The organism is Streptomyces griseochromogenes (assembly GCF_001542625.1).
GTDB classification, from domain to species: Bacteria; Actinomycetota; Actinomycetes; order Streptomycetales; family Streptomycetaceae; genus Streptomyces; species Streptomyces griseochromogenes.
In genome coordinates this window covers 3958931-3971517 of record NZ_CP016279.1, presented here as the reverse complement: position 1 = coordinate 3971517, position 12587 = coordinate 3958931, and the positions used below count along the sequence as shown (strand labels likewise).

The window sequence follows — 12587 nt, the reverse complement described above, 5'->3', positions numbered from 1 at the left end:
TGTGGACGCGCCGGAGCGGCCCCTGTGATGCAGCACCTCACGGGGATAGTCCGCCGACGCCACCGGAGACGTGCTGCGCCGACGGGCCGTCCTGGTCCTGGGGCGGCGCGGGTACGGGCACCGAAGGCGGTCGCTGCCCGTCGTGCCTTTCACATCCGGTCAACAAGAGCATCCCCACGCCAATGCCGGTCAGGAAGCCGCCGAGCGCGGCGGCGGCTCCTGAGCGGCTCGGCACGAGCAAGTCCCTCTTCCTGCTGTGGCGCCCCGAGTTCCTGGTCGCCTTGGCCCGTGGCCAGTCCGGCAGGTGCCCCGCCAGGGCATCACCCCGAAGACAACGCCGGAGGAGCGACATCCACCTTGTTCCTCGGTGGCGCCATGGAACTCCGGCCGCGGTGCCTCGGAGAGTAGCCGAACGCTCGGCAGAGACATGGTTCTGCGCTCGGTCCAGGAGCCTTGCCATGAAGGGGGGTTCGCCCAGAGGCACCGGGATGGCGGCCTTCGCCCGCAGGTACGGTTCGCCGGTCCACCAACCCAACAGCCGTACCGGCAGCTGTGCTTCGAGCTGGGTGTCGAGCCGGGTCACATCCTTGTAGACACTCATGCAGGCGGGACAGACACGGAAATGGGCGGCGGCTTGCGCGTCCAAGGGAGCCTCGGGCCACGAGGACAGGTGCCTGACGGCATCCCAGCAGTCCCGACGCTCCAGTCGCTCCAGATACAGATCCGTGCGGGCCTGCCGCAGCACGCTCCTGGCCTGGTCGCACGCGGCCGGAACCGCGACGTGGGCCAGTCCCGTGATGCGGGCCGTCAAGGCGGACGGGTCCCGTTCCACCAGGGAGTGCCACAGAAGGAGCTGGGTGCCCACCGGGAGACGCTCGTACGCGAGAGCCAGTTGTCCGTCATCGCCCCAGGGCCACCGGGACCCCGCGGCGACCCAGTCCCGGAAGTCCGGTGCCAGGGTTTCGGGTTCTCGGTGCCAGGTCGCGATGGCGGTCGTACGGACGTTGCCCAGCAAGTGGGGACGCAGGCAACCGGGGTGGCGGCGCTCGATGAGGGACTCACCGGCCAGCATCTGTTGCAGCAGGCCGGCAAAGACATGCGAGGTCACTTCCTGCGCGTGCAGCGGATCTGCCGTGCACTGGGCGGCGTACGCCTGCACCGCGGCATAGTGCCGACGATAGAGCTGTCGAAAGGACTCGATCTCTCCTTTGCGTATCGCGAGCATCAACGCCGCGTCGGACAGGGGCTGCTGCTGGGGCCGAAAGCCTAAGAGCAGTTGCATCATGGAGCCTTCGCGTTCGCGGGAACGAGCGGTGGATGGTCCGGGCTGTCCGGCATGCCTTCGGCGAGGTAGCGGAGTTGAGCGCTGTAGAAGTAGTCGTACGTGAGCGCGACGGGGGCGGACGTCGCGGAAGGGGCGTTCCCTCCCTGCGACGTGGGCAGGCCGAGTTGCAGTTCTTCGGACGCGTATCCGTTGCCGAGTGCGGCACGTAGGGCGTAGCTGCCGTCCGTCGCGCCTGTGCCGGGAGCCGAGTACGGGGCGAAGCGGAAAAGCTGCCCGTCGCCGTCCGCACGGCACGGGCGCATTCCGATGTCGAATACGTCCTGATATTCCGCGCTGCGGATTGCCGCACGGTAGTCGACACACTCGCCGGAGGCGGCGTTGCGCAGTAGGCCGTAGCCCGGTTTCGGAGCGAAGGACAGGGTTTCCCAGAGCTGGGTCTCGCTGCCGTTGCACCTGGTGTGGACGACCGTCGCGCCGACATGCTCGAGACACTGAGTTCTGAGTCCCTCGTTGCGGAGAGTGCCCGTCCATGTGACGGATCCGAGGTGAGTCCGATGGTGGTCGGGCGGTCTGGCCGATGCCGTACGGGACGGCGCCGCGGGGGACGGTCCGGCCGGGCGCGACGACGTGCGCGGGGAGGGCTCGGCCGTGCTGGCGGCGGATGGCGGATCAGCGAGAACCGTACTCGCGCGGATGGCGCCCGCCCGCGCGGACGGGGGAACCTCGCCCTGACCGTGCGACCGAGTCGGCAGGGCGAGGACGGCGAGCCCGACGGCGGCGACCATGGCTCCGGCGACCGCGGCGGAGCGGAGCGGGGCGCCCGTGGCCCATGCCCGCCATGCCGGGTCACGGTCGCGGTCCGCGGAGATGCCGCCTCGCGGCATCTCGAAATTCCTCGCCGTACCGGCCGCTCCTACGCCGGCTTCGGTCGTTCTGGCCGCCAGATACGCCCCGCTGCCCCACAGCAGGACCGCGGCCGACAGCACCGAGCGCAGCCCCTCTTCGAGTTCGGCGAGCTCGGTCAGCGCACTGCGGCAGCGCCAGCACCCCGACAGGTGCCGGTCGAAGTCGTCGGAGCCGCGGCGTCCCGTGCGACGCACGACAGCTCCGAGTATGGGGCTGTAGCGGTGGCATTCGTCCGTGCGGGGGTTGTCGGCGAGTTCGGCAAGACAGGCCTCGCGCAGGCCTTCCCTGGCTCGGGAGGCGAGCAAGGAGACACCACCGTCGTCCAGGCCGAGCAGGCGACCGACCGACCGGGCCTGGTCCCCCTCCACCCCGGTGTGCCACAGGACGGTCTGCCAGCGCTCGGGCAGGGAGCGGAACGCACGCAGGACAAGGCTGCTGTCCTCAAGGAGACGCATGCGCGCATCGCAGCTCCTGGTGTCCGGGCTCTGGGGCAGGTCGGCGAGCCAGCGCACGAGTTCGGGCGACAGGTCGGTGCGGCGTCCGGAATCCGCCCAGGCGACGGCGGTACGGCGGACAACGGTGAGGAGATGAGGGCGCCAGGCGTGCTGAGGTCCGCTGCCGGACCGGACGGCTCGCAGGGCACGGGCGAACACTTCCGAGGTGAGGTCCTCGGCGCTGTGCACCGTGCGGCAGCAGACGTACGCGTAGGAGAAGACCGCTTGACGGTGGCGCCGGTGCAGTTCTTCGACCGCGGCATCGGACGCCGGGGTGCTCAACAGTTCGGTGAGATCGGCGTCGGTGGGCACAGTGTCCGGTGCGTTGGTCACCGATGGGCTCCGGACACCCTGACGGAAATACGGGCCACGGCCTTGGTTCCCACGGCAGACGGGTGGATCGTGAACCAACTGCTGCAGGCCCTGACCAGGTCCAGTCCGCGTCCGAACTCGGCGCCCGCGTCCTCCGTCACCCTGCGGTTGGCGTCACGCACCAGCCACCGGCCGGAGTCGGCGACCTCGACGGTCACGGCGACGCCGTCGAACACGATCAGTTGTGTGACGTCCGCACTGCCGCTGTGGAGCACGGCGTTGGTCACCAGTTCGCTGACGACGAGTACCAGGGTGTCGCTCGCATCCTCCGGAACGGCCCACCGCTGTGCCGCACGGCGCGCGAAGTGACGTAACTCCGGAACGGCGGCGGCCACCGCTTCGGTGACGCGCAGCGCCCGGAAGCGAGGCGGCCTTGGCGGTGGTGTCGGGTGTGGCCGCCGGCGGTCGGCTGTGAGGGTGGGAAAGCCGTCCGTGATGGCCATGCCGATTTCTCCTGGGGTCGCTGATGAGTTGTGCGAGGCATCGCTTTCGACCGTGCCGCCCTCGAAGTGCCGCGACAAGCAGGGAAACCGACTTACGGATACGCAATAACGCTGAGTACGCACAATGTCACCCCGTCCTCTGGTTCGATGAGACGCGGACGGTGCGCAATTGCGACGGCGCCATGACCCCGCCGGAGTCGGGGCACTGTTCTGGCAAGTGCGCACGAACGCAGGGGAACGGGACCGTTATGCGTGAACGCGAGTGGGAGACATCGGTACACGAGCCACTGGCGTCGGCCGCGACGGATGCGACGGTGCTGGTACTCGTCGACGGAGCGGCCGGTACGGGTAAGACTCGCTTTGTGAGGTGGCTTCTCACACTCCCGGAACTCGGCGGCTTGCCCCGTCTGAAAGTGACATTCAGATCCTCGGGTGCCGACATTCACCAGGAGTTCACCCGACCGCAAGGGAGTGCGCCCGCGGCGGCGAAGAGTGCGGCTCCGCGGTGTCCCACGGACACCCGGGGGACTGTCCTGGTGCAGCCGGGGCTGGAGCAGTCCCCCGTCTCCTCGCTGAGCGAGCTGACCGCCTCGTTCGGCAGGGACGTTCCGATGCTGCTGGTGGCCGAGGACGTGCAGCGCGCGGGCGAGCAGGACGCGCGCGCTCTGCGGACCTTCCTGGAGCACCCTCCGGCGGGATTGCGTGCCGTGCTGACCTACCGTCCCGAGGAGTTGGCGAGCCCCGGGCTGGTGCTGGGTGCCCCCGTGGCTTACCCCGCCGAGATGAACCTCCTGCGACTGCGGCTCGGGCCGCTCGACGAGGCCACGGTCCACGAGATGGCGGTGAAGGCACTGGGCGAGGACCGCTGTTCGGCCCGGTTCCTCACCCGGCTCTACGAGCGTTCGGGCGGCATCGCCCAGGCGGTGGCCGACCTCCTGACCGAATTGAAGACCGCCGGACCCCTTCCGGGCGCCAGACCCACGATGGTCGGCCGGGACCGGCTCACCGCCCGGCATGTGGACGAGGCCGCGGTACCGGTCCGGCTCACCGAGCTGGTCGTCGGCCGGATGGCGGCGCTGGACGAGGAGACACGACGCCTGGCGTGGGCGGCGGCCGTACTGGACGAGGCCGCTACGGAGGACGAGTTGTCATCGGTGGCGGACCTGTCGGTGGACAGCGGCCGCTCCGCGCTGACGGCCGCGCTGTGCGAGGCGGTGCTGCACGAACTGGGTCTCGGTCAGTACGGGTTCCGGATGCCGATGGAGGCCGCGGCCGTGTACCAGCTGCTGGCCGGCCCGGTACGACGGGAGCTGCACGGTCGCGCGGCCGCGGTCCTGGAGGCCCGGCGCCCCACGCCGTGGGCGCGGCTGGCCCGCCACCAGCTCGCCTCCGGCCGGACGAACGACTGGCTGGGGAGCGTGGAGAAAGCCGCGCGTGAGGCCGTGGAGGCCGGGGATCACGAGTCGGCGATCGCGTTGCTGGAGGACACGCTCGCCAACCCGTTGGTCGCTCATCCGAACCGGGCTCGGCTTGCTCTGATGCTCGCCCGCAGCGCGTACAGCGCACTGCGCTCCGACCAGACGGTTCAGGTGCTGCGCAGACTCGTCGAGGACCCCGAGCTGCCCGCTGCCGTGCGCGGCGAGATCCGCCTCGACCTCGGGCTGCTCCTCGGCAACCACCTGGGGCAGGCGGCCGAAGGACGCGCCGACCTCATGAAATCCGTCGAGGAGTTACGCGGCCACGCGAGGCTGGCGGCCCGGGCCATGGCGGCCTTGGCGCTGCCCTATTGGCCCGATGGTCCCCTCGCCGACAATCTCTCCTGGCTGACGCGGGCCGAGACGACCGCGGTGGAGAGCGGGGACCCGGTGGTCCGGGCCGCCGTCGCGGCGAACCAGGTGACCGTACTGCTCAGCGTGGGCGACGCGGAGGGGTGGCGGCAGTTGGAGCGGCTCCCCCGGGAACACGTCGACCCGGAGGTTCTCCAGCATGTCGCACGCGGTGTGTGCAACGCCGTCGACGCGGCCACCTGGCTGGGCGAGTACACACGAGCGCGCGCGTTGCTCGTCGAGGGCCCGAGGCTGGCTCTGCGCAGTGGCTCCGTGTACCAGGAGCAGATGGTGCGGGGTACCGAACTGCACCTGGACATGGTGACCGGCCGCTGGGCGGGCCTCGCCTCCCGGGCCCGCGCCTATGTGGCAGAGGTCGGCGACACGCCCTTCGCCGCGGGCGACGCCATGCTGGTACTGGGCGTCCTCGCCATGGCGAAGGGGGACTGGGCCCAGGCCGGCACCTGGCTCTCGGCCGCCGTCGGCTCGTCCGAGGCGAGCGGCCCCGTACCGTTGACGGCGGCGGCCGCGGGCGGCCGGATCAGGCTCGCCCTCGCCCGCGAGGACCTGGAGACCGCGGCCCGGGAGGCGTCCGACGGATGGGCCGCGCTACGCGCCAAAGGCGTCTGGGTATGGGCGGCCGAACTGGCGCCATGGGCTGTCGAAGCGACGATCCGGGCCGGAGAGCCTGCCACCGCGCGAGAGCTGGTGGTCGAGTTCGCGGCCGGTATCGAGGAGCGACAGGCGCCCACGGCCACCGCGGCACTCGTGCGGTGCCACGCACTGCTGGCCGAGGCGGATGGTGCATTCCCGGAAGCAGCTGAGCACTTCCGGCATGCCCGTACCCGCTACCAGTCGCTTCCCCGGCCCTACGACGCGGCTCTCATGGCCGAGGCCGCCGGACGATGCGCCCTGGCGAGCAGTCCGTCGACCACTGCGGGGCTTTCGGAACTGGCCGATGCCGCAATGGAGTTGGAAGCACTGGGAGCGTCACGGGACGTGGCCAGGGTGCGTGCGGAACTGCGGGCTCATCCCGGCGCCGAACGGCCTGCCCGGGGCCGTCCCCGATACGACGAGCGGCTGTCGCCGCGCGAGCAGGAGGTCGCGGAGCTCGCAGGTGCCGGCCTGAGCAACCGCGAGATCGCGGCCACACTGCACCTGTCCCCGCGAACGGTGGAACAGCATGTCGCCCGCGCCCTCAGGAAACTGGGCGTGGTCTCGCGCAATGAACTGGCGCTGAAGGCCCACGACAAGCCGGGTCGGCGAACCAACTGATCCAGGGGCCGACTTTCCGCCGCGGCAGTGCCCGGGGCACATCGGGGGTCGGCCACCCGTGGTCCGCGCATTTAAGTAGGTACCCGTGATCCGACATTAAGGATAGGTAACTCCCTTTCGGCTGGCCTAAGTTCGGAGCACGGCCAAGCGTGCTGTTGTCCCGGGGTCGTGCGGTGCGAGAAGGAGAAGCAGACACCGTACGGCCGCGGCACGCAGGGCGCGGCTCGTGTGTTCGCCGCCTCTCGCGGCGCAGGGCGGGAACACACCCGCCCGGTGCGGTCACGGCCATCCCCCATGTCCGCCGGTAACGGCGGAGGCCCGACCGCTCCGGGCGGCCAGGAGTCGTCCCAGGCCGGACCTCACCATCTCCCGACCGGTTTCGGTGTGCCCGAATCCGGTCCGCTCGAAAGGCAGACAGTGCATACACACCGCAAATCCCGGCGCGGGCGCATACTCGTCGCCACCGCGCTGGGCACGACACTGCTCGCCGGCGCCGTAGCCACCGCCATGGCCGGGGAGGACTCCCCCGGGTCCGGGAAGTCCGCGGCCTCCGCGTTGCCCAAGGCCGCGACGACGGCGATCGGGCCCGTGTCCGGCCTGATCGTCGGCTACAAGTCCAAGGCACAGGAGGCGCATTCGGAGCACGCGGTACGCACGGGCATCAGCGCCGCGGCCGCGAAGACCGGCGAGAAGCTGTCGTACGAACGCCGCCTGGGCACCGGCGCGGCGCTGGTGAGTCTGGGCGGAGTACGACCTGCCAAGGACGTCATCAAGGTCATGAACCAGTTGCGGTCCGACTCGGACGTCGCCTACGTCGTACCGGACAGCCAGGTGCCGACCTCGGACATCGAACCGCGTGTTGAAGCCGACGACGACATCCTGCCGTCCGACGGCACGGACCTCACCTCCAAGCAGTGGAACCTGTCGGACCCCAAGGCCGGCCTGGACGTGCCCGACGCATGGCGTACGTCCACCGGCAAGGGGGTGACGGTCGCCGTCCTCGACACGGGAATCACCAAGCACTCCGACCTCGACGCCAACATCGTCCCGGGATTCGACTTCATCTCCGACCATGACCCCGACAAGAACGGGCAGAACGGACAGAACAAGGACAACGCGAACGACGGTGACGGCCGCGACAGCGACCCCTCCGACCCTGGTGATTTCGCGAAAGAGGGCCAGTGCCCTCCGGACGAGGCCACTTCCCCGGAATCCTCGTGGCACGGCACACACGTCGCTGGGATCGTGGCAGCCGCCGACAACGGGAAGGGGACCGTGGGCGTCGCGCCCGACGCGAAGGTACAGCCGATACGTGTGCTGGGCAGCTGCATCACTCCGGCCTCCGACATCATCGACGCCATCACCTGGGCGTCCGGTGGGAGCGTCGCCGGCGTACCCGACAACAAGACCCCGGCCCAGGTCATCAACATGAGCCTGGGCTCGGAGGGACCGTGCACTCCGCCTATGCAGACGGCCATCGACCAAGCCGTCCGGCGCGGCTCGACGATCGTCGTCGCCGCCGGCAATCAGGGCACCCGTCCCGCGCCGCTGGATGCCGGCAAGTTCGACTTCGCCAGCTGCGACCACGTCATCACCGTCGCCGCGACCGACCGAGCGGGCAACAAGGCGTTCTACTCCAACTTCGGCCATGCCGTGGACATCTCGGCCCCTGGTGGTGACACGAGGAACGGCCGCTTCGAGGACGGCATCCTCTCCACCATGAACTCCGGCAAGACCGTCCCCGCTGCGGAGAACTTCCGTTTCGAGCAGGGAACCAGCCAGGCCGCCCCGGAGATATCCGGACTCGCCGCCCTGATGCTCTCCGCGAACCCCCAGCTGACGCCTGCGGAGATCGAGTCGGCCATCCAGGCCAACGCCCGACCGATTCCCGGCACGTGCGCAGGCGGTTGCGGCGCCGGGCTCGCCGACGCCGCCAAGACGGTCGAGGCCGTCGCCAAGAGTGGGTCTTCCGCGGCGACCGGCTCGCCCTCGGCGCCTCCCTCGGACTCCTCTTCGGACTCCCCGTCGGACTCCCCCTCGGACTCTCCCTCGGACTCCCCGTCGGACGGGACCGGAGCGGGGGACGGAACTGGAGAGGCGGCGACCGGCACAGACCTCGGCGCCTGCCGCCACAACGCCTGTCAGGTCGAGGTGACCACTGGGGACACGATCGACCTCGACGGCGCGGCAGGCGTGGACGAGCTCAGGATCGACAGCGTCTCCGACAACACGGTGGCCTTCACGGCGTCGTCCGGCGACGGCGCGCAGCAGTCCAGCGACAGCCAGACCGCCCCGGGCCGGTCACAGATCGACGACCTCGTGGTCGACATCATCAGCGTCGACGGCGACCGGGCGGTGATCCGTCTTTCCTGATTCGGCCCGCCGCAGGAGGCACCACCCGTGGAGTACGGAACACCACCTCTGTTCCTGTCGGTGGCCGGAAGCTTCCTGAGACTCGCTCCCGCCAGGACGTACACCATGGACCGTGCTCCGCAGTCGGACGTGGTGTTCCAGAGAACTTCGTCTCCTGGCGGCACCGTCGCATCCACTGGGGCGGTACACGTTGGGTCCTGGTGGCCCTGAACAGCACCAACGGCACCTACGGCCTCGGCCGGCGCATCGCGCCGGCCGAGGCTGCTCTTGTTGCCGCAGCGGCCGAAGCCACCACGGACGCCGATCGCCGGCCCCTCGGCCGTCTCGTCGGCCGTCGCATCGTCCGCACAGGGTTCACCCTGATCATGCCCCGATGAGGCGGATGGACCAGCGACCTCGGCCAGTCCGCCGAGCTCTTCGGCCGCTACTGCCCCGAGCAGATGCGTGTCGCCGCGTCCATCGGCAAGTCGCGCTCCTCACACCAGCGCAGACCCTGCTCGGCCACCTGTCGAAGCTCCGGCCACCGGCCGGTGAACCAGGCATGACCGCTCCACAGGAACGAGGCTTGGATGGCGGGGAAGATGTTCTGTCCGCTCAGTCCGCCGCGAGCCGTGCGCCGCAGCGGCTCCTCCATCTCGCCGAGACGGTCCACAGCCCGTGGTTCTCCCGGGCGAATCGAGTCCTCCAGCGCCCGTCTCGGGCGAGTCTGCGTCATGCGCTGTCGTTCGTGACGGATGGTTGCCGTCGGGGCCGACCTCAGTTCCGATGCCCCGTCGCAGGGAAGGGAGTTCATCCATGACGCACGAGCCGATCCTGGTGCTTGCCGCGACGGGCGGGCAGGGCGGCGCCGTGACCGACGCGCTGCTCGTCCACGGGGCCCGGATCAGGGCGCTGGTCCGCGACCCGGGCCGCAGTGCCGCGCGGCAGCTGGCCGACCGGGGTGTCGAGGTGGTGGCGGGTTCCCTGAGCGATCCCGGGTCGCTCGCCGCGGCCATGAAAGGGGTTGCCGGGGTCTTCGCGTTCACCACGCCCTTCGAGGCCGGTGTCGAGGCGGAGGTGGAACAGGGACGGGCGATCCTCGCCGCCGCGGCGCGGGAACGCGTTCCGCATCTCGTGTTCAGCTCGGTCGCCGGGGCCGACCAGGACAGCGGGGTACCGCACTTCGAGAGCAAGGCGCGCATCGAGGCGGAACTGGCCGCGGGTGATGTGCCGTACACGATTCTGGGGCCGACCTACTTCTTCGACAACGCACTGGGCGGGGCGGAACGCATCCTCGACGGTGTTCTCGATCTACCGCTGCCGCCGGACCGGCCGTTGCAGCAGCTCGCCCGGCCGGACCTCGGCGCGTTCGCGGCGGAAGTACTGCTGAACCCGGCTCCGTACGTCGGGCAGCGCATCGAACTGGCCGGTGACGCACCGACTCCCTCGCAGATGGCGGCCGCGCTCGGCGCGGCGCTGGGACGGGAGGTCCGCCATGAGTACGTCCCCCTGACGGCCATCGGCAATCCGGACATGCACGCGATGTGGTCGTTTCTGAACGGCCCTGGCTATCGCGTCGACATCCGCGCACTTCACGATGCCCACCCGGAGATCCGCTGGACCGGCTTCGCCGACTGGGCGCGGCGCACCTGGGCCACCGGGGACTGAACCGGCCTTCCGCATGCCGGCCGGCTCGCCGGATTCATCGTCGCTGGAACCCGGGCCCTCGGACACCCTCTGCACCACGGACGCAGTGCCCACCCACCGAGGATGAATAGTGCGGACGGCGCGGCAGGTCACCTTCCGGCGCGTCGGAAGGCTCCCGCTCGGTCGAAGCCCCGCAGGCGTCTTGGAGCGAAGCCTGAGCCGTTGGAGAAAGCCGGGCGTTCCTGAAGCATGAGACCCAGGACCGTGAATGCCGCCTCCCTGACGGCGTCGCGGGCCTGTCCGGGGAAAGAACCGACGCCCCAGGGGGCGTACGCGCGCATCCGGGAGCGTGGCGCCGTACCGGGCGACGGGGCTCGACCGGTCAGGCAGGGCTGAGCGGATGTGCCGCCGTGGTGGAGCGCGGCGGCCAGGAGTGCGGAGAGAGGATGCCGAGCACGTAGGCGCGGGCGACCAGTGCCGGCCGGGTCGCGACCCCCAGGAGATGCCGCAGGCGGCTCAGGTGGTAGTCGACGGTCTGCCGCGAGAGATGCAGGGTTGCGGCGATGTCCGCATTGCTGTGCCCTGCGGCCAGCAGGGCGAGTATCCGCACCTGGGCGGCCGTCAGCGGTGGGCGCGCCTCGTGGCTCAGGCCGAGCCGGGTGATGACCGCCCAGACACCGGGCAGCGGTTCCGTGGCGTGGTGCACGGCGCTCAAGTGGATCCAGGCTCGGCGCCGGAGGTCACCGTCGGCGAGCACGGCACTGGTGCGCGCGCTTCTGCGCCGGCCGGTGATGAGGTCGTCCCAGATCCGGTGCAGCGCCGTCCGTTCGGGTGTGCGGGCCAGCAGGGTGTCGGCGGGCGATCCGACCAGGTCGCCGAGGCGGACGTGCAGCAGTTCGGCGGCGGCGGTGCCCGCGTCCCTGACCACACCGTCCGCGGACAGGCGCAGGCAGGCGAGGCCACTGTGGTCCCTCAGCGCGCGCAGATCCGCCTCGGCCTGACGCCGCTGGTCCAGCGCACGGGTGTAGTCGGTGATGTCGACGTAGATGCCCGACACGCAGCGCAGCCGGCCCCAGCGGACGGGGAAGCGGTAACCGGCCGCGTGCCCGCGGGAACCGTCCGCACGCCGGTAGACGAGCGTGTGCCGTACGGAGTGCCCGCCGGTGAGGACCTCCTCGTCGAGGGCGAGGAACCGCGCCACGTCATCGGGTCCGTCGATCTCCGCGAGGTGCCGGCCGATCAAGGTGTCGCGCGTGGTTCCGTACAGATGGGCGTAGGCGTGGTTCGCCCAGACATAGCGGCCGTCGGCGTCGCGGACGAACACCGCGGCCGGGCTCAGGTCGGCGAAGGACGCGTACGGTCCCGTCCCGGCTGCCACGCCGCCCACCTCGACCGCGACTCCTCTGCTGCGGCCGCAGGGCGCGCCACCGCCACGGGCCGGCCAGTTGACGTCGAACATGCGGCCCTCGAACCGCGCCTGGTAGGGACCGTCTCCGGATAACCGCGACGGACCGCCGTGATCGGCGCACAGGGCCCGCAGGAACCGGCGGGCGGTGCGCTCGTCGGCGAAGGCACCGCCCCCGCTCTCGACCAGTTCCGAGCCGCCGTCGGCTTCCCACCAGGACACCGGGAGGGGCGCCAGCAGCGTCTTGAGATCGGCCTCGTCCACGACTCGACTCCTTCAACATTCCACGACATTACTTTGAGTAACACCTCATGCGTGTCCCGTAGGCGCGGGCGGCATGCAGGACGGCCCGGGATCAGCCCGTGCACCATGCGTGTGCACCCAGGCGGGGCACTAACCCATCACGGGACCTTCACGGAACGTCAATCGCCGTCATGAGTCAGGCATTTGCCTGAGACGTCGAGGCTTCGCACTCCCGGAAACGGGCAACCGGGCTGCTTCGCTTGAAACGAGACCGCGGAACGGTGGACGACCGGCCGGCGCACCCCGACACACCGCTCCGCGCGCCGCGCGAACCACCGC

General features: G+C 70.3%; 8 protein-coding genes and 2 pseudogenes. 5 read left to right on the top strand and 5 right to left on the bottom strand.

Annotation, left to right across the window (positions count from 1 at the left end; translation table 11 throughout):
- Positions 1 to 37 precede the first annotated feature (37 nt).
- From AVL59_RS16810 to AVL59_RS16800, 3 genes are read right to left on the bottom strand one after another with little or no spacing between them, the layout of a single operon-like run.
- Positions 38 to 1282, bottom strand: a complete 1245-nt coding sequence (locus AVL59_RS16810; RefSeq protein WP_159399932.1) for a hypothetical protein — start codon at positions 1280 to 1282, stop codon at positions 38 to 40.
- Complete coding sequence (locus AVL59_RS16805; protein ID WP_067304893.1) at positions 1282 to 3018, bottom strand: sigma factor; 1737 nt, start codon at positions 3016 to 3018, stop codon at positions 1282 to 1284. The genes AVL59_RS16810 and AVL59_RS16805 overlap by 1 nt, the downstream gene beginning before the upstream one ends.
- On the bottom strand, positions 3015 to 3500 hold the full coding sequence (locus tag AVL59_RS16800; protein ID WP_067304891.1) for an ATP-binding protein: 486 nt from the start codon (positions 3498 to 3500) through the stop codon (positions 3015 to 3017). Before AVL59_RS16800 ends, AVL59_RS16805 begins: the two co-directional genes overlap by 4 nt.
- Before the next feature lie 23 nt (positions 3501 to 3523).
- On the opposite strand from AVL59_RS16800, the gene AVL59_RS16795 reads away from it, so the two are divergent.
- The 4 genes and pseudogenes from AVL59_RS16795 to AVL59_RS53575 all read left to right on the top strand — a co-directional run.
- Positions 3524 to 6601, top strand: coding sequence for a helix-turn-helix transcriptional regulator (locus AVL59_RS16795; RefSeq protein ID WP_335743744.1), 3078 nt, complete (start codon positions 3524 to 3526; stop codon positions 6599 to 6601).
- 417 nt (positions 6602 to 7018) lie between these two features.
- The gene (locus tag AVL59_RS16790; RefSeq protein WP_067317368.1) at positions 7019 to 8974 is read left to right on the top strand and encodes a S8 family peptidase; all 1956 of its coding nucleotides are present in this window, start codon (positions 7019 to 7021) and stop codon (positions 8972 to 8974) included.
- Positions 8971 to 9216: pseudogene (locus AVL59_RS55580) on the top strand (FHA domain-containing protein); the annotation flags it as partial. The gene AVL59_RS16790 and the pseudogene AVL59_RS55580, both read left to right, overlap by 4 nt.
- A 36-nt stretch (positions 9217 to 9252) precedes the next feature.
- Positions 9253 to 9450, top strand: a pseudogene (locus AVL59_RS53575) (nucleotidyltransferase); the annotation flags it as partial.
- Here AVL59_RS53575 and AVL59_RS51365 read toward each other — a convergent pair.
- Positions 9399 to 9626 carry a hypothetical protein gene (locus tag AVL59_RS51365; protein WP_067304886.1) on the bottom strand — a complete coding sequence of 76 codons (228 nt, stop codon included), beginning with the start codon at positions 9624 to 9626 and terminating at the stop codon, positions 9399 to 9401. The pseudogene AVL59_RS53575 and the gene AVL59_RS51365 sit on opposite strands and share 52 nt — an antisense overlap.
- A 143-nt stretch (positions 9627 to 9769) precedes the next feature.
- Here AVL59_RS51365 and AVL59_RS16780 point away from each other — a divergent pair, with 143 nt between their 5' ends.
- Positions 9770 to 10621 carry an NmrA/HSCARG family protein gene (locus AVL59_RS16780; protein ID WP_067304883.1) on the top strand — a complete coding sequence of 284 codons (852 nt, stop codon included), beginning with the start codon at positions 9770 to 9772 and terminating at the stop codon, positions 10619 to 10621.
- Positions 10622 to 10982: 361 nt separating this feature from the next.
- On the opposite strand, the gene AVL59_RS16775 is transcribed toward AVL59_RS16780, so the two are convergent.
- Positions 10983 to 12269 (bottom strand): PAS domain-containing protein, encoded by a 1287-nt coding sequence (locus tag AVL59_RS16775; protein ID WP_067304881.1) that lies wholly within the window; start codon positions 12267 to 12269, stop codon positions 10983 to 10985.
- Between the last annotated feature and the right edge of the window lie 318 nt (positions 12270 to 12587).